This window comes from Nonomuraea fuscirosea (genome assembly GCF_035917475.1).
Taxonomy (GTDB): domain Bacteria; phylum Actinomycetota; class Actinomycetes; order Streptosporangiales; family Streptosporangiaceae; genus Nonomuraea; species Nonomuraea fuscirosea.
This window is the reverse complement of the sequence record NZ_CP109074.1, coordinates 7,210,914-7,233,846: the sequence shown is the minus strand read 5'-3', so window position 1 is coordinate 7,233,846 and position 22,933 is coordinate 7,210,914. Positions and strand designations below refer to the sequence as shown.

Annotated in this window: 18 protein-coding genes; 2 read left to right on the top strand and 16 right to left on the bottom strand. The window is 71.0% G+C overall.

Going from position 1 to position 22,933, the window contains the following annotated elements; genetic code table 11:
- Positions 1 to 5: 5 nt before the first annotated feature.
- From OIE67_RS33000 to OIE67_RS32925, 16 genes are all read right to left on the bottom strand, one after another.
- A complete protein-coding gene (locus OIE67_RS33000; RefSeq protein ID WP_326627821.1) occupies positions 6 to 1,148 on the bottom strand; it encodes a sialidase family protein in 1,143 nt (380 codons plus the stop codon).
- Between the two features lie 47 nt (positions 1,149 to 1,195).
- The gene (locus tag OIE67_RS32995; protein ID WP_326627819.1) at positions 1,196 to 2,248 is read right to left on the bottom strand and encodes a sialidase family protein; all 1,053 of its coding nucleotides are present in this window, start codon (positions 2,246 to 2,248) and stop codon (positions 1,196 to 1,198) included.
- Entirely contained in the window at positions 2,245 to 3,285 is a 1,041-nt protein-coding gene (locus OIE67_RS32990) for an ABC transporter ATP-binding protein (RefSeq protein ID WP_326627818.1), read from the bottom strand. The genes OIE67_RS32995 and OIE67_RS32990 overlap by 4 nt, the downstream gene beginning before the upstream one ends.
- Entirely contained in the window at positions 3,282 to 4,289 is a 1,008-nt protein-coding gene (locus OIE67_RS32985) for an ABC transporter ATP-binding protein (protein ID WP_326627817.1), read from the bottom strand. The genes OIE67_RS32990 and OIE67_RS32985 overlap by 4 nt, the downstream gene beginning before the upstream one ends.
- Positions 4,290 to 4,292: 3 nt before the next feature.
- The gene (locus OIE67_RS32980) at positions 4,293 to 5,522 is read right to left on the bottom strand and encodes an ABC transporter permease (RefSeq protein WP_326627814.1); all 1,230 of its coding nucleotides are present in this window, start codon (positions 5,520 to 5,522) and stop codon (positions 4,293 to 4,295) included.
- Positions 5,523 to 5,528: 6 nt separating this feature from the next.
- A complete protein-coding gene (locus OIE67_RS32975) occupies positions 5,529 to 6,527 on the bottom strand; it encodes an ABC transporter permease (protein WP_326627813.1) in 999 nt (332 codons plus the stop codon).
- A gap of 9 nt (positions 6,528 to 6,536) precedes the next feature.
- Positions 6,537 to 8,522 (bottom strand): ABC transporter substrate-binding protein, encoded by a 1,986-nt coding sequence (locus tag OIE67_RS32970; protein WP_326627811.1) that lies wholly within the window; start codon positions 8,520 to 8,522, stop codon positions 6,537 to 6,539.
- Between the two features lie 20 nt (positions 8,523 to 8,542).
- Positions 8,543 to 10,789, bottom strand: coding sequence for an Ig-like domain-containing protein (locus OIE67_RS32965; RefSeq protein WP_326627809.1), 2,247 nt, complete (start codon positions 10,787 to 10,789; stop codon positions 8,543 to 8,545).
- Positions 10,790 to 11,139: 350 nt separating this feature from the next.
- Positions 11,140 to 12,162 (bottom strand): sugar-binding transcriptional regulator, encoded by a 1,023-nt coding sequence (locus OIE67_RS32960; RefSeq protein ID WP_326627807.1) that lies wholly within the window; start codon positions 12,160 to 12,162, stop codon positions 11,140 to 11,142.
- Entirely contained in the window at positions 12,152 to 13,816 is a 1,665-nt protein-coding gene (locus OIE67_RS32955; RefSeq protein ID WP_326627805.1) for an FGGY family carbohydrate kinase, read from the bottom strand. The genes OIE67_RS32960 and OIE67_RS32955 overlap by 11 nt, the downstream gene beginning before the upstream one ends.
- A complete protein-coding gene (locus OIE67_RS32950) occupies positions 13,800 to 14,753 on the bottom strand; it encodes a transketolase family protein (protein ID WP_326627802.1) in 954 nt (317 codons plus the stop codon). Before OIE67_RS32950 ends, OIE67_RS32955 begins: the two co-directional genes overlap by 17 nt.
- Complete coding sequence (locus OIE67_RS32945; RefSeq protein WP_326627800.1) at positions 14,750 to 15,766, bottom strand: transketolase; 1,017 nt, start codon at positions 15,764 to 15,766, stop codon at positions 14,750 to 14,752. Before OIE67_RS32945 ends, OIE67_RS32950 begins: the two co-directional genes overlap by 4 nt.
- Positions 15,756 to 16,742, bottom strand: coding sequence for a sugar phosphate isomerase/epimerase family protein (locus OIE67_RS32940; RefSeq protein ID WP_326627799.1), 987 nt, complete (start codon positions 16,740 to 16,742; stop codon positions 15,756 to 15,758). The genes OIE67_RS32945 and OIE67_RS32940 overlap by 11 nt, the downstream gene beginning before the upstream one ends.
- A 30-nt stretch (positions 16,743 to 16,772) precedes the next feature.
- Positions 16,773 to 17,669, bottom strand: coding sequence for a nucleoside hydrolase (locus OIE67_RS32935; RefSeq protein ID WP_326627797.1), 897 nt, complete (start codon positions 17,667 to 17,669; stop codon positions 16,773 to 16,775).
- A gap of 51 nt (positions 17,670 to 17,720) precedes the next feature.
- Positions 17,721 to 18,995 (bottom strand): hypothetical protein, encoded by a 1,275-nt coding sequence (locus OIE67_RS32930; protein WP_326627795.1) that lies wholly within the window; start codon positions 18,993 to 18,995, stop codon positions 17,721 to 17,723.
- The gene (locus tag OIE67_RS32925) at positions 18,992 to 20,329 is read right to left on the bottom strand and encodes a pectinesterase family protein (protein WP_326627793.1); all 1,338 of its coding nucleotides are present in this window, start codon (positions 20,327 to 20,329) and stop codon (positions 18,992 to 18,994) included. Before OIE67_RS32925 ends, OIE67_RS32930 begins: the two co-directional genes overlap by 4 nt.
- Positions 20,330 to 20,735: 406 nt before the next feature.
- Here OIE67_RS32925 and OIE67_RS32920 point away from each other — a divergent pair, with 406 nt between their 5' ends.
- Complete coding sequence (locus tag OIE67_RS32920; RefSeq protein WP_326627791.1) at positions 20,736 to 22,004, top strand: ABC transporter substrate-binding protein; 1,269 nt, start codon at positions 20,736 to 20,738, stop codon at positions 22,002 to 22,004.
- On the top strand, positions 22,001 to 22,933 hold the full coding sequence (locus tag OIE67_RS32915) for a carbohydrate ABC transporter permease (protein ID WP_326627789.1): 933 nt from the start codon (positions 22,001 to 22,003) through the stop codon (positions 22,931 to 22,933). Before OIE67_RS32920 ends, OIE67_RS32915 begins: the two co-directional genes overlap by 4 nt.

The following is a 22,933-nucleotide window of genomic DNA, read 5'->3' as shown; positions in this document are numbered from 1 at the left end:
CTCCTTCAGCCGGGCTGTTTCGAGGGGGTGTAGCCGCACTGGCGTACGACATTGCGCCGGACGCCCTTCGTGAACTCGGTGATCGTGTGCTCGGGCCAGTTCGACAGCAGCCCCACCGAATTACGGAGGAATTCCTCGTTGAAGACGACGTGCCGGATGTTGTTGCGGTTGTAGGAATAGACCAGGTGAATGAATCCGTCGGAGCTCTGCGTGAGCACCGGATAGGTGAACTGCGGGCCCGACTGCGCCTCGACGTCCACCGAGTGCTCCCAGGTGCGCCCCTTGTCGGGAGAGAGCGAGAGCCGCATGGGGGAGCGGTGCTCGACCCACGGGTTGTAGGCCAGCACGAGCTTGCCGTCGGCCAGCTGCAGCGCGGCGACCCGCGAGTTCGGGTTGCCGATCGGCTCGGCCACGGGAGCGCTCCAGGTGCGGCCGAAGTCGGTGGACTCGCTCTTGTAGACGGCCCGGTCTCCGGTCCGCAGGTACGCGACCAGCCGGCCCGGCTCCACCTCCGCCACGGTCGGCTGGATCGAGCCGTTCGGCGTGCGGATCCAGGCCCCGGTGTCCTCGGGGTAGGCCTTCCACGTGCTCATGTCCTGGCTGAAGACGTAGAAGCCCGAGGTGGACTTCTCCTCGTCGTAGATCGGCAGCAGCACCTCGCCGTTCGACATGCGGATCGGGCTGGTGCCGACCATCCAGCCCCACTCGGAGCGGATGGTGGCGGGCTCGCTCCAGGTGCGGCCACCGTCGCCGGAGGTGATGAGCCGGATCGAGGCCTGCTCCCAGCCGTGACCCTCGATGACGACGAAGAACAGGTAGACCCGCTCGCCGTCCGACCACAGCACGGGGTTGCCGTCGGCCTTGCCCGCCTCGTCGAACACGACCTCGGGCTTCGACCAGGTCTTCTTGCCGGGCTCCAGGCGTGACAGGTACAGCGCCTGGTCGGCGGCGCCCTCCGAGGCGCCGCCGTAGTAGACGGTCAGCAGGTCTCCCGTCGGGGCCTGCGTGACGGCGGCCGCGTGCACCTTGGGCACGTCGGGGTCGGGGGCCGCCACGTCCTGGCGGCAGGCGTACGCGCCGGTGGGCGGATCCACCCGCACGTCGCCGCCGTCAGGCTGGGAGGGCCCGCCCGCCACGTAGGAGGGCACGCCGACGGCGACCGCCAGGGCGCCGTATAAAAGGCTCTGCCGGATTCTCATGAAGCGTCGATCTCCAGATGTTTGATGGTCTTCCGCAAATACGAGAAGGCGACGTCGAGCCGTCCTTCCCGGCCTTCGGTGACGCTCGGATAGGAATAGCCGAGCTCGCTCCGCCGATATTCGGCGTCGGCGTCCTGCAATATCCGCCGGTGCGGCCAGGTCGCGCCGCCGTCCTCTGAGACGGCGACGGCCAGCGGGGTGCGCAGCGCTTTCCTGCGCCGCTCGCCGTGTTTGGTCACCCATCTGAACTGGCCGCGCTCCAGGCTCGCGTCGTTGTAGACGAGCGCGAGCCGTCCGTCGCCGAGCCTCGTGAGCTGGACGGAGGAGTCGTTGTTCGGCAGTGCGGTCCGCTCAGGGGCGGACCAGGTGCGGCCGTCGGAGGAGGTGGCGGCGTGGATCCGCCCCGCCCGCCGGTCGCGGAACATCGCCAGCAGCCGGCCGTCCGGCCGCCGCGCGATCGTCATCTGGACCAGGTCCGCGCTCGCGGGCACCCGGTGCTCGGTCCACGTACGCCCGCCGTCGGCGCTGACCCGCACCACGCTGTGGTCACCGGCGGCCGTGCAGTGGTAGGCGGGCAGCACCCACGTGCCGTCGTCCAGCACGACCGGTGGGTGCCGGACGAAGACGCCCGGCCGGGAGAACAGCACGCGCGGCTCGCTCCACGTACGGCCCGCGTCCGCCGACTCGCGGGCCACGACGTGCGCGGTCGTCTGGTCGTGCGGCTCGCTGGAGGTGTGCAGCAGCCACACCCGCCCGCCGCCGTCCTCGAACAGCACCGGGTTCTGCTCGCTGCGCAGCGGGTCGGCCGCCACGAGCAGCGGCTGCTCCCAGCGGTCGCCGGTCAGCCGCGAGAGCACCACGTTCGTGCCGGGATCGCCTTCCTGAGGGCCGCTGAACCAGGTGCACAGCAGCTCGCCGCCGCCGGTGCGGAGCAGGTTGGCGGCATGGTTGTCGGGCCCGTGCGGCGCCGGCAGCAGCGCCTCACACCCGCCCGCCGGCCCGGCGGAAGGGCGGACGACACCGTCGAAACGCGGATCACGCTCGGTCACGCGGTCACCTCTCGGACGTCGGGGTCGGGGACGCCGCGCAGGTCGAGCTCGCCGGCGAAGTGGCAGGCCACCCGCCGTCCCCTGACCTCGCGCAGCGGCGGCCGTTCGGTACGGCACTCGTCCCGCGCGTACACGCAGCGGGGATGGAACGGGCAGCCCGGCGGCACGTGCGCCGGGTCGGCGATGTCGCCGAGCAGCTTGATCCGCTCGCGCTGCCTCCTGGCCGCCGGATCGGGATCGGGCACCGCCGACAGCAGCGCCTCGGTGTAGGGGTGCAGGGGCCGCTGGTAGAGCCGCTCGGTCGGGCCCTGCTCGACCACCCGGCCCAGGTACATCACCGCGACGTCGTCCGCGACGTGCTCGATGATGCCCAGGTCGTGGCTGACGAACAGAAAGCCGAGCCCCTCCTGCTCGCGCAGGTCCGTCAGCAGGTTGAGGATCTGGGCCCGGACCGACACGTCCAGCGCGCTGACCGCCTCGTCGGCGACGACCAGCCGGGGCGAGAGCGCCAGCGCCCGCGCGATGCCGACCCGCTGCCGCTGGCCGCCGCTGAAGGCGTGCGGGTAGCGGTCGGCGTACTCGGGCCGCAGGCCCACGCGCTCCAGCAGCTCGCCGACGCGCGTCTCGATCTCGTCCTTGGCGCCGGTCCCGTGCACCCGCATCGGCTCGCCGATGATCTCGCGCAGCGTCTTGCGCGGGTTGAGCGACGAGTGCGGGTCCTGAAAGATCATCCGCACTTCGGCCCGGTACGACCTGAGCTCCTTCTCCTTCAAACCCGCCACGTCGATCACCGAGCCGTCCGCCCGCCGGTAGAGCATGCGCCCGCCGGTCGGGTCGTGCGCCCGCACGATGCACCGGCCCAGCGTCGTCTTGCCGCAGCCGGACTCGCCGACCAGGCCGAGCGTGCGGCCCGCGACGAGGTCCAGGTCGACCTCGTCGACCGCCTTCACCGCGCCGACCTGCCGGCCCAGCAGGCCGCTGCGGACGGGGAAGTGCTTGGTCAGCCCCTCGATCCGGAGCAGGGGTTCCGTGCTCACTCGTCCTCCTCGTAGAGCAGGCAGGACACCTCGCGGCCGCCCGCGGGCTCGCTCATCGGGATCAGGCGCGGCTCCGTCACGTCGCACCGCCCGGCCACGACGCGGTCGCAGCGCGGGTGGAAGGAGCAGCCGCCGGGCCGCGCGTACGGGGGTGGGACCATGCCCTTGATCGCCGTCAGCCGGGTGCGCGAGGCGCGCCCCAGCCGCGGCATCGAACGCAGCAGCGCCTGCGCGTAGGGGTGGCGGGGGGCGGCCAGCACCTGCTCGGCGGTGCCGTACTCGACGACCCGCCCCAGGTACATCACCGCCATCGTGTCGGCCACCTGCGCCGCCACGCCGAGGTCGTGCGTGATCAGCATGATCGCCATGCCGAACTCGTCCTGGAGGTCACGCAGCAGCTCCAGGATCTGCGCCTGCGTGGTCACGTCCAGGGCGGTCGTCGGCTCGTCCGCGATGAGCAGGCTCGGCCGGCACGACAGCGCCATCGCGATCATCGCCCGCTGCCGCATGCCGCCGCTGAGCTCGAACGGATAGGAGTCCACCCGCCGCTGCGGCATCGGGATGCCGACCCGGTCCAGCATCTCGATCGCGCGCCTGCGCGCGGCGGCCTTGCCCACGTTCTCGTGCAGCCGCACCGCCTCGACGATCTGGCTGCCGATCGTGTGCACCAGGCTCAGCGAGGCCATCGGCTCCTGGAACACCATCGCGATGTCCCGCCACCTGATCTCCCGCAGCAGCCGGGAAGGCGCGCCGGTCAGCTCGACGGGGCCGCCGTCGCGGTGCAGGGTGATCCTGCCGCCCTCGATCCGGCCCGGCCGGTCGACCAGGCGCAGGATCGAGCGGGCCATGACGCTCTTCCCGCATCCCGACTCGCCGACGATGGCCAGCGTCTCGCCCCTGCGCACGCGCAGGTCCACGCCGTCCACGGCGGCGATCACGCCGTCGTCCATGAGGAAGTGCGTGCGCAGGTCCTCGATCTCCAGCAGCACGTCGTCCGCGCCCACGCCTCACCGTCCGTTAGCCGTGTCGATTGGGGTGTCGATCGGGGTGCTCGCCGTGCCGGTCGCGGTGCCGGTGCTCACGAGGGCCGATCGCCGTGCGCGCCGGCGCCAGAAGGGCGTCCTGCCGCGGGGCCGGCCCGCCGATCCGTACGGGTCCGCGGCGTCGCGCAGCCCGTCCCCGAAGAAGTTCATCGCGACCACGACGACCACCACCGCGACGCCCGGCGCCAGCAGCCACGGCGCGTCGGCGACCACACGCACGTTCTGCGCGCCCTCCAGCAGCACGCCCCAGCTCACCGCCGGCGCCTGCAGCCCCAGGCCGAGGAAGCTCAGGCTGGTCTCGCCCAGGATCATGCTCGGGATGGCCAGCGACAGCGAGGCGATGATGTGGCTGGCGAACGAGGGGATCATGTGCCGGAAGATGATCGACAGCCGGCCCACGCCGTCCAGCCGGGCGGCGGTGACGAAGTCCTCCTCGCGCAGCGACAGGAACCGCCCGCGCACGTCCCTGGCCAGCCCGGTCCACCCGATCAGCGACAGCAGCACCGTGATGGCGAAGTACCGGGTCAGCGGCCCCCAGTCGGTGGGGAGCGCGGCCGACAGCGCCATCCACAGCGGCAGGGTCGGGATCGCCATCAGGAACTCGATGATCCGCTGCACGATGTTGTCGACAGCGCCCCCGAAATACCCTGATATGCCGCCTATCAGCATGCCGAGTAAGAAGCTGGCCGCCACGCCGACCAGCCCGATCGACAGCGACACGCGGGCGCCGTGGATCAGCCTGGACAGCAGGTCGCGCCCGTTCTGGTCGGAGCCGAGCAGGAAGAACGGCGCGCCCTTCTGCACCGGGCCGATCAGGTGGATGTCGGACGGGATCAGCCCGAGCAGCCTGTACGCGTCCCCGCGCACGAACAGCCCGACCTCGATCACCTGGGACGGATCCTCGGTGTAGGTCTGCGCGTACGTCCGCGGATCGCGTTCGGTCGTGTATCCGTACACGTGCGGCCCGTGCTCACCCGAGAGGCGCAGCACCTGCGGCGGCGCGTACGTCATCGACGTGTTCGCGGCCGAAGCGGACATCGGCGCGAAGAACTCCGCGAAGATCGCCACGAAGTAGACCGGGATCAGGATCGCCGCGCCCGCCATCGCCAGCCGGTGCCTGCGGAACTGCCGCCACATCAGCCGCCACTGCGGCAGCGTCCCCGCTTCCTTCGTCGTGGGTCGCCTGAGAAACATGGGGCGCTACTCTCTCTTGTACCGTTTGCGGATTCGCGGGTCCCACCACGCCAGCGCCAGATCGCTCACCACGGTGCCGACCACGGTCAGCACGCTGAGGATCAGCACGAAGCTGCCGACCAGGTACATGTCCTGGTTCATGACGCCGCTGAGCAGCAGCGGGCCGCCGGTCGGCAGGCTCATGACGACCGAGACGATGGTCTCCCCGCCGATCAGGCCGGGCAGCAGCCAGCCCACCGTGCTGAAGAACGGGCTGAGCGACATCCGCACCGGGTACTTCAGCAGCAGCTTCCACTCCGGCAGCCCCTTGGCCCTGGCCGTGTGCACGTAGGGCCGGTAGAGCTCGTCCAGCAGGTTCGCGCGGGTCACCCGGATCATGCCGGCGGTGCCGGACACCCCGATGACCACGATCGGCACCCACAGATGGCCGAGCAGGTCGAGGACCTTGCCCAGGTTCCAGGCCGCGTCCTGGAACTCCGGCGAGAACAGCCCGCCCACGCTCGCCCCGAAGTAGCGGAACCCGATGTACATGAGGATCAGCGCCAGCATGAACTCGGGGATCGCCATCCCGATGAAGCCGAGGAAGGAGAAGCCGTAGTCGCCCCACGAGTACTGCCGGACCGCGCTGTAGATCCCGATGGGGAACGCGATCGCCCAGACCATGAGCAGGGAGCTGACCGACAGGATCGCCGAGAGCAGCACCCGCTCACCGATGAGCGTCGAGACCGGCTGGTTCCAGGCAAACGATTGACCGAAGTCACCGTGGAAGATGATGGCCGAGAACCAGCGCCAGTATTGGACGATGAGCGGATCGTCGAGGCCGTACCGCAGCCTGAGGTTGGTGATCTCGGCCGGCGTGAGGCTCTGCCCGCCCGCCTGCGCGTTCGCGATCACCGTGGAGACGTAGTCGCCCGGCGGCAGGTTGATGATGACGAACGTGACGATCGAGATCGCCCACAGCGTCACGACCACGTAGAGCAGGCGGCGGCCGAAGTAACCCAGCACGTCGGCCCCTCAGAACGAGTACTGCTCGGGCATGGTCGGCCCGGGGGTCACCTGCGCGCTCGCCATGGTGTCGGGCACGTTCTTGACCGTCTGCGAGACGATGCCGTACTCGTTCGGATAGGAGCTGATCCCGATGCTGTAGAACTGCTCCTTGGCGATCCGCACGACCTCCTTGGCATGGTCGAGCGCCTTGGTGAAGTCCGGCTCGTTGCGCATCGCGGTGAAGGCTTCGAGCTGCTCGCGCACCACCTGGGGCGGCTCCTCGCCGCTCTTGCCCTTGCTGCCGTACCACAGGGCCCAGCGGATCGCGTACCGGGCGCTGCCGGAGTTGCTCGGCACGTAGTAGTGGTCGCCGCCGGTGCCGGTGATCAGGTCGAAGTCGCTGCACGTGTACGTGGACGCCTGCGGCTCGTTGCCCATCGAGCGCTCGGTGTAGAGCGTGTCCGCGACCGGATCGACCCGCAGGCCGACCCCGACCGCCTCCCAGTGCTTCTTGACGAACTCCAGCGCCTGCACGTGGTGCGGGAAGTCCGTGTTGGACATGACGGTGACGGTCAGCGGCTCGCCGTCGGGGCCGAGCCGCCGGCCGCTCGCGTCCTTCTTCAGCCCCGCCTTGTCCAGGTGCTCGCCGGCCTTGGCCACGTCGTACTCGGTGTGCTGCTTGGCGAAGTCCGCGTCGTAGAGGGCGTTGGCCTTCGACGGCGCGGCCTGCCAGGGCTCGCCCTGGCCCGCGTACACGCCGTCGATGATCTCCTTGCGGTTGATCGCGTACGACAGCCCGACGCGGAAGTCCTTGTTCCTGAACAGCTCGCGCAGCTCGTCGTCGCCGATCGTCTGGTTGAACTGGATGATCATCGTGTTGCTGAGCCGGCTCGGCACGTCGAAGATCCGGTACTTGCCCTTGGCCGCGTTCCGCGCGATCAGCGGTTTGTTCTCCGGCGTGTTGAAGTTGCGGGTCTGCAGCGTGATCTCGCCGTTCATGATCTTCAGCAGCTCCACCTCGACGTCGCCGAGCACCTCCGCCCTGAACCGGTCGATGTAGGGGAGCTGGCGCCCCTGCTCGTCGACCTTCCAGTAGTACGGGTTCCGCTCCGCCACCACCGCCGTGCCACGGCCGAGCGCGTTGGTGATCTTCCACGGGTGCAGCGTGGGCATGTCGGCGTTGTGCGGGACGTCGTTCTTGCTCATGAACAGCTGGGTCCAGTCCTCCAGCTGCTGCTCCTTGGCAAGCTGGTCGGCGTCCGGGTTGTACTTCTTGTGGAACTGCTTGAGGTAGTGCTTGGGCAGCAGGAACCCGGCCGCCCCGCCCCGCTCCAGCGTCGAGACCGCGAGCTGGAACAGCAGGCCCGCCTTCGGCTCCTTGTAGGCGTAGCGGACCGTCCGCTCGTCCACCTTCTCCACCTTGACCAGCTCGTCCGTGCTGCCGTTCTCCAGGTAGAGGTCGTAGACGCCGGTCGTGTGCAGGTCCTTGTAGACGGCCACGTCCTCGAAGGCGAACAGCAGGTCGTCAGCCGTGCACGGCTCGCCGTCCGACCACCGGAGGCCCTCGCGCAGGCGGAAGACGTACTCGCGGCCGCCGTCCTTCATCTCGAACTCGGCCACGTTCGCGACGATGTCGTCCGGGCCCTTCTGGCCGTTGGTGCCCGGCTTGAGGCGGACGACGGGCTCGTAGGCGAGCGTGTAGTACAGCCAGTCGATGTCGTCCTCGCCGACCATCGCCGAGCTCCACGTGCCGCCGTACGCTCCCGGCTCCCGCAGCGGGGTGACGACCAGCGGGTTCTTCGGCAGGCGCTGCTCCAGCGGCGGCAGCTTGCCGGCCTTGACCAGCTCCGCCAGCGCCGGCGCCTCCTTGGCGGACAGGTCGGCGGCCCGCGCGGCGCCGGCGGAGCCCGAGTCCGGGCTGGTGTCGAAGAAGCTGCAGCCGGAGGCCGTGGCCAGCATCAGCAGGCCGCCGCCGCGGAGCAGGCTCCTCCTCGTGAACGCTTGCTCTGTCATGGGTGGTGCTCCGTTCGGGTCTAACGATTGACCTTGACCTGGCGGAAGGTCGCCGTGGTGTAGACGTGGACGCCGTTCGCCTCCTGGTTGCCGTCCACGGCGAGGCCGACGTAGAACCGGCCGGTCCGCATGACGATGCGCTCGTAGCCGATGCGGTCCCAGTTGAGCGAGTTGTCCGAGAGGAAGGCCTCGAACTCGGTGTCGCCGCCGGTCGGCAGGCTCCGGCAGACCAGCCGCAGCCAGTACGGCTTGTCGTCCAGCGGATCGTCGCCGGCGGGCGGGAACACGCCGACGCTCGGCGCCGTGCCGTGAGAGGCGACCCTGATCGCCTTGGCGCGCCTGCGCGAGCCGTCCTCGTTGCTGGCCGCGTAGCCGATGCCGGCCATCATGAACGGCGAGTTCGGCTCCAGGTCCTGCCGGATCATGATCCCTGCCACGGCGTCGACGTGGTTCCTGCTCACGTCGTCCACCCGGGCGGTGATCTCCAGCACCTCACCGCGCTTGCTGAAGCCGACCGCCTTGTGGGCGAAGTGGAAGGAGTCGTTCCAGCCGGCGATCTTGCCGGAGCCCTTGATGGTGAACACGCCGTCCTTGAGCGCGGTGTTGCCCGGGATCGGCACCTCGCCGACGTCCTTGACCTGCCACCCGGTGTGCGTCCTGGTGCGGTTGACGTGGATCGGCACCAGCGAGGAGGTGGTGGCAGAGCCGGTGTTGTCGGTGGCCCTGGCGGTCAGGAAGTAGGTGCCGTCGGTGACGCCCTGCCACGTCGCCTGGTACGGCGCCGCCGCCGCCTCTCCGATCTTCTCGTCGCCGTGGAAGAACTCGACCCTGGCGATGCTCGCGCCTTCTGCGGCCCTGGCCTCGGCCGTGACCGTGACCTGCTGCTTGTCCTTGTTCGCGGCGAACACCTGATCGATCGTGGGGGAGGTGATCGCCACCTCCGGGTTGGGGGCCCCGGCCCGCTGGATCGTGTTGAGGTAGCGCTCCAGGTTCGTGTACCCGTCGGGGCCGACCGCCTGGGCGTCGGCGGCGTCGTCGGGGTTCAGGCCCTGGGCGGTCTCCCACTCGTCCGGGATGCCGTCCTTGTCGGTGTCGGCCGGCGCGGCCACCTCGGACGGTAAGGGCAGGAAGCCGCCCACGTCCTTCTGCGAGTTGATGTGCCGGCCCGTGCCGGTGCGCGCCTCGTTGACCAGCCGGGCGTCGATGGCGTCCCGGCGCGGCAGGGTGGCGCCCGCCTGGTCGAGCACGGCCGCGTACGCCTGCCGCGCCGTCTGCTCGGTGATGCCGTTCGCGAACTCCACCGGCTGCGGCAGCAGTGTGACGCCGCCGATCGGGTAGGTGATGCCGAGCGTGTTGTCGGCCGTGACGTCGGCGTGGCCGGCGATCTCGTTGCCGGTGACGTGCCACTGGCCGAACCGGCCGGGGGCGACGATCTCCCTGGCGATCTTCGGCAGCGTGTTGGGGCCCGGCTTGTAGTAGTTGCCCACCAGGTTGATGCCGTTGGACCACTCGCCGCCGTAGCAGGAGGTGATGCCGGGGTTGTAGATCACGTTGTTGCGGTGGTCCACCAGCAGGGCCATGCCCTCCTCGAAGCTGAAGCGCGGGTTGCGCGCGTTCTGGTGGACGAGCAGGTTGTGGTGGTACGTGATCGTGTCGCCGCCCCACAGGCCGCCCATGCCGTGCCGGCCCTTGTCGTGCACCGAGTTCGTCAGGCCCTCGGAGATGACGCACCACTGGACGGTCACGTTGGTGTTGCCGTAGACGGAGCAGCACTCGTCCACGCCCCAGCTGAACGAGCAGTGGTCGATGACGAGGTCGCGCACGCCCCGGGCGCCGAACGTGTCGATCGGGGTGCCCAGCTCGTCGCCGCCGCGGAAGCGCAGGTGACGCAGGATGATGTTGTCGCCCTTGATCTGCGTCTCGTTGCCGGTGACGGTGATGCCGTGCCCGGGGGCGGTCTGGCCGGCGATCGTCAGGTTGGACCCGGTGACGTCGAGCCCGCCCTTGAGCTTGATGGTGCCGGCCACCCGGAAGACGATCGTGCCGTCCGACTTGGCGCAGGCCGCGCGCAGCGAGCCGGGGCCGTCGTCGTCGAGGGTGGTCACCTCGTAGACGGCGCCGCCCCGGCCGCCGGTGGTGTACATGCCCGCGCCCTCGGCCCCGGGGAAGGCGGGGATCTTCTTCGCCTGCGCGCTCGGCGCGGGAGTCGGCGTGGGGGAGCCCGCCAGAGCCGGCTCGGCGCGGGCCTCGCCCGGAATTCCGGCCAACGCGACCCCGGGCGTGGCCAATGCCGCCGAACGCACGAAAGTGCGCCGGCTGAATGCTGATTGCTGGGGATCGAAGCCAAGGGCCTCGGTCATCGAAACGCTCGCTTTCCGCCCCGGAAAAAGGCAGGGCTGTGCCGTCTTTCGGCACACTCCGGACCCACGCTGTCGCTAGGTGAGAATTTTTATTCAGCCATGAATGGAGTGGATTCATCACATCGTGAACGACACGCATGTCAGTGTCAAGAGCGGTTTCCCGGCAGATGACGCGCCAGTAAACAACCGACCCGGCCCGCGACATGGCGAAGGCCGCCGTGCACGGCGCACGACGGCCTCGGCGGACGGGGCGGGGATCAGTCCTTGAGCAGCTCCTCGGCCACGCCCACGTCCGTGATGAGCGTGTTGACCCAGCCGCCCTTGAGCGCGGCCCTGATCGCGGCCGTCTTGCGCCGGCCCCCGGCGATGGCGATGCGCCGCGGCACCCGCAGCAGGTCGGCGGCCGGGATGCCGAGGATGCGCTCCTCCAGCGGCGAGTCGATCAGCCGCCCCTCGGCGTCGAAGAAGCGCAGGCAGACGTCGCCCACCGCGCCGAGCCCGCGCAGCGTCTCCAGCTCGTCCTCGGAGATCGCGTTGCCGCTCTCCTGCAGCAGCGGGGACGGGTTGAGGCTGCCGATCCCCACCAGCACGGTCGTCAGCCGCGACCACGCGTCGACCACCTGACGCACCACGTGGTCGTCCGACAGCGCCTGCCGCGCCACCGCCGAGCCGACCAGCCCCGGCGCGGGCAGGAAGACCGGCTCGGCTCCGGTCAGATCGGCCAGATGGGCGGCCAGCCGGGTCGCCTGCACCTGCGCGGAGCCCTTGCCCACACCGCCGATGAGCTGCACGACCTCCTCGGCCACCCGCACCGGACGGCGCTGCATGGCCTCCACGGTGGCCAGCAGGCTCGCGCTCCACGACGAGATGCCGAGGTGCTCGCCGCCGATCAGCGTGGCGTCGAGATGGGTCGCCCCGGCCGAGCCGAGCGCGGCCACCACGTCGTGGTTCTCGCCCGCCGCGTCCACGACGATGATCTGCTCCACGCCGTATTTACGTTCGAGGTCCTCCTCCAGCAGCGCGTGCACGCCACTGGGCACCACGACCACCGTGCGCACGATGCCGATCTCCGCGGCCTCCTTGAGCAGCCGCGACACCCGCGGCTGCGAGATGCGCAGCTGCGCGGCGATCTGCGGCTGCCGCACCCCGTGCTCGTGATAGAGCCGGGCGACGCGCACCAGCAGCCGCATGCGCTCGGACTCCTGGCTGAGCCGGCGGCCGCTGTATCTCCCCGGCTCGCCGACGGCACGGCCCTTCTCGAACTGACTCTCAGCTCCCACGATCGCTGGCCTCCGCTTCGGCTCCGCCGCTCCTACTGGTCCGGTGGCGAGCCCGGGCCACTGCCGAGTGCCATTCTGCTAGGGCTTGACGCCGCTCGCACACCGCGAGAGCGGGTGTGTAGCGCCGGCCGTGGCGGGGCAGCCCGGACAGCTCCCGGCGGGACCATACACCGGATGCCGCCCCGGCCAGATGAGCGGCCCCGAGCGCCGACAGCTCAGGCCGCCGCGCGACCCGCACAGGGTGCCCGGTCACGTCGGCCTGCCACTGCATGAGATCGGCGTTGGCGGTGGGCCCGCCGTCGGCCAGCAGCTCCTCGACCGGGCCGGCCGCGCGCTCCATGGCCGACACGACGTCGCCGACCTGCAGGCCGATCGCGTCGACCGCCGCCCTCGCCATGTCCTCCCTGCGGGTGTCGAGGCCGAAGCCCGTCATGACCGCTCGCGCCCGGTCGTCCCACCACGGTGCGCCGAGGCCACCGAACGCCGGCACGATGTGCAGCCTACCCCGGCGGCCACGGGTCGCGAGCCGCGCCAGCTCGCCCGGCTCCGTGCCGAGCACCCCGGCCAGCCAGGTGATCGTGGCGCCGGTGGCCAGGATGTTGCCCTCCAGCGCGTAGGCCGGCTCACCGTCCTGCCAGCCGATCGTCAGGCACAATCCCTCGCGGGCGGCGGCGTCGGGTTCGCTGGTGCTCAGCCCTTTTGAACCGGTTTGTCCGGCGTCGGGTTCGCCCGTCCTCAGGCCGTTCGTGCCGGGTGGTCCCGCGAGGCCCATGACGGACGAGCCGGTGCCGTACGTGACCTTGACCCGGCCCCGCCGCCCCGCCGCGTGCGCGAACAGCGCGGCGTGCGAGTCGCCGAGCACCGCCGCGACCGGGATCCCGGCCAGCGACGGGTGCAGCCCGCCCGCGTCGGCGTGCTCCCCGGTGGAGGCGACCACGCGGGGCAGCGCCTCCACCGGCACGCCGAACAGGGTCAGCAGCTCGGGGCTCCATGCCCGCCGCCGCACGTCGAGCAGCTGGGTACGCGAGGCGCAGCCCACCTCGGCGACGTGCCCGCCACCGAGCCGGTGCAGCAGCCACGAGTCCACCGTGCCCAGGCACAGCTCACCCCGCGCCGCGCGGCCCCGTCCAGGGTCGTGCCGATCGAGCAACCAGGCCGCCTTGGCCGCCGAGAACATCGGGTCCAGGGGCAGGCCGCTGATCCGGCGGACCCGCCGGGCGGCGCCCTCGGCGGCCAGCCGGGCGCACAGCTCGGCGCCCCTGCGGTCCTGCCAGCTCACCAGTGGGCCCAGCGGCTCGCCGGTGGCGCGGTCCCAGAGGAGCACCGACTCGCGCTGCACGCTCAGCCCCACCGCCGCCACCCGGCCGCCGGCCGGCATCCCGGCCAGGCACTTCGCCACCGCGTCCAGGACGCCGCGCCACAACTCCGCGCCGTCCTGCTCGACCAGTCCCGGGCCCGGATGCCGCCGCGAGAGCGGCGCCGAGGCCACGGACACCGGCTCTCCTGAGGAGTCGACCAGGACGGCCTTGGTCGCGCTCGTGCCCTGATCGACCCCCAATACGAAGGACCCGCTCCGGCCGGCCGCCCTGGCAGCGGCTGGACCGGCTTCTTCGCCGGTGATCCGATCCGCGGCGTCGTCAGACGTGGTGGTCAAGGCCCAGCACCTCCATGGCCGACCGGGCGATCCCGGTCGCCGTGAGCCCGTAGTACTCCAGCAGGAACTCCGTCTCCCCGGTCGGCGCGAACGTACGGGGACCGAGCAGCCGCATCGGCACCGGCCGCGTCTCCAGCACGACCTCCGCCACCGCCGCCCCGAGCCCGCCGGTGGGCACCGCCTCCTCGGCCGTCACGACCGCCCCGGTCTGCCGCGCCGCCGCCATGATCTCCTCCCGGTCGAGCGGGGAGATGGTGGACACGTTCACCACCCTGACCTGCACCCCGTGCTCGGCCAGCAGGGCGGCCGCCGCCAGCGCCCGGCTCACCAGCGTGCCGGTCGCCACGATCGTGGCGTCCACGCCCTCGCGCAGGCGGGCCGCCCTGCCGTAGGTGAACGCGGGTCCCTGCGGCGGCGACACGTCCGGCACCGGGAACCTGCCGATCCGCAGGAACACCGGCCCCGGCGTGCCCGCCGCCCACCGGATCGCCGCCCGCGTCTGAGCCGGGTCGGCGGGCACGATCACGGGCAGGTCCGCGATGGCGCGCAGCCACGACAGGTCCTCGGTCGAGTGGTGGGTCGGCCCCAGCGCCCCGTACGAGAGCCCCGGGCTCATCCCGCACAGCTTGACGTTCGCCACGCTGTAGGCCACGTCGGCCTTGATCTGCTCCAGCGCCCGCGCGGTCAGGAACGTCGCCGCCCCGCACACGAACGGCACCAGCCCCGCGTTGGCCAGCCCCGCGCCGATGCCGACCATGTCCTGCTCCGCGATGCCCACGTTGACCAGCCGGTCGGGGAACTCCGCGGCGAAGCCGCCCAGCTTGCTCGACCCGACCGAGTCGTTGCACACGGCCACGATCCGGCTGTCGGCGCGGGCCAGCCGGACCAGCTCCTCGGCGAAGGCGTCCCTGCAGTCGTGCCGCTCCTCGACGATCAACGCAGTTCCTCTAGCGCGAGGCGGGCCTGCTCGGGGTCCGGCACCCGGTGATGCCACTCCACCCGATCCTCCATGAACGACACCCCTCGTCCCTTCACGGTCCTGGCGATCACGCAGCGCGGCCGGCCGGAGCGCGGCGCGGTGACGGCGTCCAGGAGCGCCAGATGATCGTGACCGTCCACCTCGACCGCCTCCCACCCGAACGCCCGCCACTTGTCGGTCAGCGGCTCCAGGTCGTTCGTCGCGCTGGTCCGCGCGCCCTGCTGCAGTCCGTTGCGGTCCACCACGGCGGTCAGCGAGGCCAGCTTCCTGTGCCCGGCCGTCATGGCGGCCTCCCAGTTGCTGCCCTCCTGCAACTCGCCGTCGCCCAGCACCACGACCGTCCTGGCCGCCGAGCCGCGCAGCCGCAGGCCCACCGCGACGCCCACGCCGACGGGCAGCCCGTGGCCGAGCGGGCCCGTGCTGGTCTCGACGCCGGGCACCGCCCTGCGGCTCGGGTGCCCGTTGAGCGGCGACAGCGGGGCCGCGAACGTGCGCAGCTGTTCCGCGGGGAAGAAACCGCAGGTCGTGAGCGTGGTGTAGAGGGCCACCGAGCAGTGTCCCTTGCTCAGGATGAACCGGTCGCGCTCGGGCCAGTCCGGGTCGGCCGGATCGACGCGCAGCACGGCGCCGTACAGGGTGGCCAGGATGTCCGTCACCGACAGGTCGCCGCCGGCGTGGCCGAGGCCCGCCCCGCTGATGGTGCCGATGACGGTACGCCGGATCCCGGCCGCCAGCGCCGCCAGCGCGGCGGCGGAGGCGGCCCGGTCGGAGTGCGCCAGCCGCTCCCGCAGCCGGCGCCACTCGCCGACGGCGGCCTGATCGGGCCGCAACCCGCCGCCCCGCGCGGTCCCGCCCGCCGCCTCGACGGCGGCCGCGCTCGCGGTCGTGTCGCCGGACGCCGTGTCGCCGGACGCCGTGCCGCCGGGTGTCGTGCCGCCGGGTGTCGTGATCGTCGTGTCGCTAGGTCGCACGTGCCATCCCGATCGCCGACCAGAGGAGCGCCTGCGCGGCGAGGGCGTCCTGGCGTTCCTGGGCGTCCCTGAGCGCGTCCAGGTCGATCCGGTCGCACACCTCCTCCAGCGCGCGGATGGTCTGGATGCTCTGGGAGAGCGCGCGTACCGGATCCTCCCTGAACGGGAACTGGTCGAGCAGCACCGGCTCGCTCCACCCGATCCGCCGTACCGCGAGCAGGTACTCGATGGTCTCGAACAGGTGCACCGAGGCGACCGGCAGGTCGTCGTCCCAGCCGCGCCAGTTGTCGTTCAGCTCGACCGAGACGAGCTTGCCGCGCCGGTGCACGAGCTGCACCGCCTCGGCCGGCGTCTCGCCGGCCAGCAGGGAGTGGCCGAAGTCCATGACGATGCCGACGTTGGGCTGCCCGGACTCGTCGATGGCCAGCAGCGTGCGGGCCGCGTCGGCGAGCGTGATGTGCACCCGCGGCTCCTTCGCCTTGTACTCGATGGCGAACTGGACGTCGGGATGGGCGGAGGCGAGCTCGCGCAGCGCGGCCACGGTCAGCTCCCACAGCCGCGCGTAGTCGGCCTGGCCGGGCAGGTCGAACCCGTCCTGACCCGGCCAGAACTTCACGTAGTCGGCGCCCAGCTCTCGTGCCACGGCGACGGCCTCGTGCACGCGCTCGGCGGCCCGGCGGCGCACCGCCGGATCGGGGTTGGTGAAAGCCCCCTTGACGAACTCCCGCGTGTACAGGTGCGGGGTGATCGCCCGGGCCCGCAGCCCGCGCTCGGCCAGGGCCCCGGCCAGCTCGGACGCCTTGGAGATCCCGTCGGCGAACGGCACGTTGATGTCCAGGCAGGCCAGCCCGTCCACGGACGCCGCCAGGTCCAGCATCTCCGTCATGGTCCTGGCGGGGCCGTAGCCGTCGGTGGCGTACCTGTCGACGATCTGCCCGAACGCCCATATCCCCGCGCCGAACGTCAGCGCACTCATGGTGCATCGCCTCCTGTGTCGTGGATGTGTTCAGCGCCCGGCGAAGGCGCGCAGCTTCGCGAAGAAGTCCTCGTGGATGAACCGGGCGTCGATCGAGTCGTACGTGCGGATCGGCCGGTTGGCGGCGGAGAAGTCGAGGCCGCCGTCGAAGCGGAAGTTCGGCGCCGGCCGCTCCACCCAGGTGCCGCAGTCGGGATGCAGCATCAGCCCGATCGCGGGGGAGTCGCCGAGCACGCGGAACTCGATCGACCCGCCGTGCTGCCGCTCGTTCCACTCGACGAGCTGGCGGACGAGGTACTCGCCGATGTCGCCGTACGGAGCGACCTTCTCGTCCAGCTCGGCGTAGCCGACGGCGGTCATCCGGTACGTCGGCGCCGGGATCTGCCAGACCTTGACCGCCGAGGAGAAGACGACGTTGGCCGCCACGATGTCGTTGGACAGGTTGAACTCGGGCCTGCCGTCCTGCGGGCCGCGGCCGTCGTACCCGCCGCCGCCGATCCAGATCACGGTGACGTCCCGTTCGGCGATGCGCGGTTCGAGCAGCAGGGCCGCGGCCATGTCGGTCAGGGGGCCGAGGAAGGCGACGTAGAGCGGCTCGGCCACGTCGCGCAGGGACTCCTCGATGATCAGGTCGACGCCGGGGGAGCGGACCGGGGTGCCGGCGTCGGGCAGCGCGTACGGAACGCCGTCCGCCACCGGCACCCGGCCGTCGAGCTTCGTCAGCCGCAGCAGCAGCTCGATTTCCGCGCGGCTTTCCTCCATGCTCCGCCTGGTGCGCCGGTTGCCGAAATGCGCGGGCACCAGACCGCGAATATCCAGGCTCGGGGAGAGCAGCGCGTGCACGATGGCGAATTGGTCGTCCGCCTCGTTTTTGGCATCGGTGTCGACGATCACTCTGCGCCGGTGGGAAAACGTTCTGCCCGCCATGGGCCCTCCCGAGCATGAATATCTATTCAATAGTGTATCTATATTCTGATATTAGGTTGTGACATTTGCCGTGTCAAGATCCCAGAGGATGACGGAAAGGGCGTGCGGCGAGATCGTGTGGTCGTCGTGCGTGGCGTCCTCCAGCAGGTCCCACCGCCCCCGCTCGGGCCGCCCGCCGGCCAGCAGCCGCACCCGGTCGCGCACCGGGGCCTGGTAGACCCGGTGGCCGACGCCGTTGAAGCAGCACTCGTCGAACCGGTTGAGTATCTGCAGCTGGCCCCGGTTCGCGCCGATCGAGGCCATCACGTACATGTCGAGGAAGTCGTCGGAGCTCGCGGCGTAGAAGCCGGGGAACGCGGCTTTCGTCTGCTCGAAGTCGCCGATCGTCGGGCTCGGCTTCGGCGAGGCCGGCCGCAGGAAGAACGGCAGCGAGCCCGCCACCGGGTAGCTGCGGGTGATCCTGGGGTCGAGCGCCGAATAGACGGTCGTCGTCCAGCCGCCGCCTGACAGCCCGATCATCTCGACCGACTCCGGCCGGTACGTCCGTTCCGCGTGGTTGAGCGTGACGGTGAGCGGCTCCAGGAAGAAGGACAGCGTGGAGAACCGCTCCGTCTCCCACGGGACGAGCTCGCGGTGCGACGGGCCTGGCAGCATGGTGCCCGGATGCTGCGGGTCCTCGATGCCCTGGGCGTTCCAGTGGTGGAACGGCATCGCGTACACCATGACGCGGTAACCCAGGTCGAGCAGGGCCTGCGCGGTGCGGATCATCGTGTCGGGCGGCTCACCGTGGCCGTTGTGGTAGAGCGCCAGGCGGCGGTTCCAGCCCTTGCGGGGGAGCAGGTCGTACACCTTGGCGGTGACCTGATACCCGAGCGGGACCGTCAGCAGGTCGATCCGGCGCACGCCGGTGAGGTCCTTGAGCTCCGCCGGAGCGGTCACGCCCGTCTCGACCACGGGCAGGCTCCTGGGCGGGCCCGCGCCCTTCCAGATGTAGCCGGCCATGGCCGCGCGCCTGGCCTCGATGTCCGCGGCCGTCGCGATGCCGATCAGCGGCTCGATGTCGACGCCGGCGACGGCCGGGGGCAGGGTCTTGTACTCGGGGCCGAACTTGGCCGCCGCCTCCTGGTTCACCGGGGCCACCGGGCGGGGGGCCGGCTTGCCGCCGTGCCGGACGCCCGCCCCGGTCCTGCCGGTTCCGCTCTCGATGGCCTGCGCCGCGGCGGGCGCGGCGGTCGTGACCAGGGCGGCACCGATCCCGCCCAGTACACCTCCAAGCACCCTGCGCCTGGTCGCTTCTGTGCGCGGGATGGGTTGTCCGTTCGTCACTTCGTCGCTCCGTCCGCGGATTCGGGGTTCCAGCCGCCCAGCACGAACGCCGGTTCGCTCCACTGAGCCGCCTCGGCGTCGGTGAGCTGACGGGAGCAGGGCAGCCGCTGCGAGGTGTCGATCGGCCGGCCGTCCAGATCGGTGCTGCGGTACTCCCAGAACGAGGCCGACCGGGCCTGGGCGCAGTCGTTCGGGTCGATCTGCCAGCCCACCGGCGCGATGTGCGTGTCCATCTTCGTGTCGATGAACACCGCCTGGCTGTGCGTGAACCGCCACACCGCGGCCCGGCTGAGCATCACCGACCCCGCCGGCACGCCGGGCGCCTGGGTCAGCCGCGTGCGCACGAGCACGATCCCCGGCCGCGTCTCGTCGTTGCGGCTCTGCGTGAGGTAGCCGGAGTCGGTCGACTCCAGCACCGAGTCCTGGATGAACACCGTCCCGGTGCCCCAGACGAAGTCCGTGTCCCCGCTGATGCGGCTGTCGGTGACGAACCCCTTGCCCTGAAGCCGCAGCGTGTCCTGATTGCTGCGCAGATCCACCCGTTCCAGCACGATGCGGTCGTTGTTCCCGCGGAACGCCTCCGCCTGCGACCCGCCGTCCGGCGTCGTGTTGTGCACGGTGAGGTCGGCGAGCCGGAAGTCGGCCGCGTCCACGCCGAACGTCTGCCGCCAGCAGTTGTGCAGGTCCGAGGTCTCCAGCACGCGGCGCGGGCACACGTCCGCCGGCCCGCCGTCGGCCAGCGCCTTGTCGCCGTTGCGCAGGTCGTTGTTCGGGTACGCGATCACGGTGCGCCCCGCGCCCGAGCCCCGCACGGTGAGGTGCGGCCGATCCTCGCGGACGTAGACGATCTCGGTGTAGACGCCGGGCTTGACGTCGATGGTGACCGGCCGCCGGTTCCCGGTCGGCACGGCGTCGATGGCGCCCTGCACGGTGCAGAAGTCGCCGTCGCCCGAGGCCGAGACCTTGATGCGGCGCGGGTCGCCGTGCGGCGGGTGCCTTCTGGTGGTGAACCGCCAGGCGTCCGGGTCGCGCACGCCGTCCCATCCGGTGAAGACGCCGGGATCGACGGTGACGTAGTACTCCGCGCCGTACTCCAGCGGGTGGTGCGGGTGGACGGAGGCCCGCGTGCCGTCGATCATGATCGACTCGTACGAGAAGTCGTGCGGCAGTCCCGTGTCCGAGACGGCGGCGCCGATGTTCTTTTTGTCGGCCTTCGCGGTGGCCGCCTCGACGCGGTCGGCGAGCGTTCCGTCCGCGCGGCGGATCTCGATCGCCCCCGAGGCGCCGAGCGCGGGCGCGCCACCCGGGAAGGTGATCGTCAGCGGCGCGTCCACACACGTCCCGCCGCCCCGGCCCGGGACCGAGAACCGCGGACCGCCTCCCGCGGCGGCCGTCGTCCGGAGGGTGGGCGAGAGGGGGGACGCCGCAGGTCGTTGAAGTGCGGAGGAGGACGGGGACGCCGCAGGTCGCTGGGACGCGGATGCCGTACCGGGCGGCGTTCCTAAGACGAGCGCGGTCGCCACCGCCGTCACGAGAACCGTGGTCTTTGCCTTCACATTCGGCCTCTCTCTGGCGAATGGATAGTTGGCTTTGAATATATATGTAGACCTGCAGGCAAGATCGGTCAAGAGTGATGAGCCTTGTCCACGCCCGTACCTTCGTGGCATGCTGTCGGCCACGCCTGAAGTGACACGTGTAGACTCCGGGAACGACCTGGTCAACCGGCCAGAAGGAGCAGCCATGAAGAAGAGCCTGGCCCTCATGAGCCTCCTGGCCGTGCTCGCGGCGGCCGGATGCGGATCAGGGGACGCCGGTGCGAACACGCTCAGCTTCCTCGGCCCGGAAGACCCCAAGACCTTCCAGCCGGTCATCGACGGCTTCGAGGCCAAGCACCCCGGGGTCCGGATCGCGTACACGCAGATCCCGTTCGACCAGCTCAACAGCACGCTCCAGCAGCGGCTGGCCGCCGAGGACGAGACCATCGACGTCTACACCGTCGACCAGCCGCGCGTCTCCGCCCTCGCCGCCCGCGGCTTCCTGGCGGACCTCAGCGACTGGAAGGACCGCGTCAAGCAGGCGGCGCTGCCCGCCCAGTACGACGTCAACGAGTTCAGGGGCAAGCTCTGGTCCGTCCCCATCTGGACCTCCGACCAGTTCCTCTTCTACAACAAGACCCTGCTGAAGCAGGCCGGCGTCACCCCGCCGTCCAGCGACCCCGCCGAGCGCTGGACGTGGGAGCGGACCGTCGAGGCGGGCAGGCAGGCGCAGGCCAGGGGCGGAGCCCAGTGGGCGCTCATCCCCGAGCAGATCGAGCAGTACTACCAGCTGCAGAGCCTGCCCGAGTCGCTCGGCGGCGGATCCGGCATCACCGGCGCCGACATGCTCACCCCCGCCCTGACCACCGACGGCTGGATCAAGGCGATGACCTGGTACCGGGACCTGTTCGCCGGCGGGCTCGCCCCGCGCGGGGTCGGCTCGTTCCAGACCTCGCCGCTGTTCACCGAGGGCAAGGTCGCCTTCTTCGCCGGCGGGCCGTGGGACGTGGGCACGTTCGGGGCGGCCAAGGACCTGGACTGGGGCGTGGCGCCGTACCCGTACTTCGAGGGCGGCAAGCAGGTCACGCCGACCGGCTCGTGGTCCTGGGGCATCAACCCGGCGTCCAGGAAGCAGCGGCTGGCCCGCGAGTTCCTGGAGTACGCCGCCCTCGACCCCGAGGGTAACCTGCTGACCACCAAGGCCAGCCCCATCATCCCGGCGAACCGGGCCGCCTTCGAGAAGTACGTCCCCACCCTCGACGCACTCGCCGGCGAGAAGAGCAGGGGCGCGGGCGAGATCCTGACCTACGACGCCGATCACACGGCCGTGGCGCGGCCCCGTTCGGTCGGCTACATCCAGTTCGAGGACATCATGACCAAGACGTTCGCCGACATCCGCAACGGCGCCGACCCCAGGACACGGCTGGAGCAGGCCGCGCGGGAGGTCACCACCGCCTGGGCCCAGCTCCGATGACCACCCCGCCACCCACCTCGACGCGGCTCCCCACGCCGACGCGACCCACCACCCCGAGGCGGGTCCGGCTCGCCGACCGCCCGGCGGCGATCGCGCTGGCCTTCCTCGCCCCCGCCCTCGTCGCCCTGCTCGTCCTGCGCCTGCTCCCGGCCGGGATCGCGTTCGTCAGCAGCCTCAACCACACCAGCCTGCTCACCGGCGAGACCTACTTCGTCGGCCTGCGCAACTACGCCACGCTCTTCGCCGACCCCACGTTCCTGCAGAGCGTCCGCGTCACCCTGCTGTTCAGCGTGATCGTCAACCCCTTGCAGATCGCCGCCGCCCTCGCCCTCGCCGTGCTGTTCACCAGGCGCTTCGCGGGCGTGCGATTCCTGCGCGTGCTCGTCATCCTGCCGATCGCCGTCCCGCCCGCCGTCTCCGCGGCCGTCTGGAGCGTCGCCTACCGCCCCGACGGCCTGCTCAACTCCCTGCTCACCGTGCTCGGCCTCCCGCCGCAGCCCTTCCTCACCTCGCCCGGCCAGGCCCTGTGGTCGCTGATCGTGCTGCTGTCGTGGATCGGCGTCGGCTACTGGATGATGTTCCTGATCGCCGGCCTCCAGGACATCCCGCTCTCCCTGTACGAGGCCGCCGCCATCGACGGCGCCTCCGCCTGGCGCCGCTTCTGGCACGTCACGCTGCCCCTGCTGCGCCGGACGCTGGCGTTCGTGCTGGTGGCCGACACGGTCGCGAACTTCCTCGTCTTCGCCCCCGTCCAGATGCTGACCAACGGCGGCCCGGAGGGCTCCACGAACGTGACCATGTACGACATCTTCACCCGCGCCTACACCGTGGGAGACCTGAGCCTGGCGCAGGCCGAGGTGATGCTGCTGGTGCTGCTCGTCCTCGCCGTGGTCGTCGTCCAGTTCCGGCTCCTGCGCGGGAAGGACTGA

What these genes read in the sequence shown, in the direction of transcription:
- OIE67_RS32980 (WP_326627814.1), bottom strand. Translation starts at nt 5,522, where the DNA reads ATGTTTCTCAGGCGACCCACGACGAAGGAAGCGGGGACGCTGCCGCAG.
- OIE67_RS32970 (WP_326627811.1), bottom strand. Translation starts at nt 8,522, where the DNA reads ATGACAGAGCAAGCGTTCACGAGGAGGAGCCTGCTCCGCGGCGGCGGC.
- OIE67_RS32940 (WP_326627799.1), bottom strand. Translation starts at nt 16,742, where the DNA reads ATGAGTGCGCTGACGTTCGGCGCGGGGATATGGGCGTTCGGGCAGATC.
- OIE67_RS32935 (WP_326627797.1), bottom strand. Translation starts at nt 17,669, where the DNA reads ATGGCGGGCAGAACGTTTTCCCACCGGCGCAGAGTGATCGTCGACACC.
- OIE67_RS32920 (WP_326627791.1), top strand. Translation starts at nt 20,736, where the DNA reads ATGAAGAAGAGCCTGGCCCTCATGAGCCTCCTGGCCGTGCTCGCGGCG.
- OIE67_RS32915 (WP_326627789.1), top strand. Translation starts at nt 22,001, where the DNA reads ATGACCACCCCGCCACCCACCTCGACGCGGCTCCCCACGCCGACGCGA.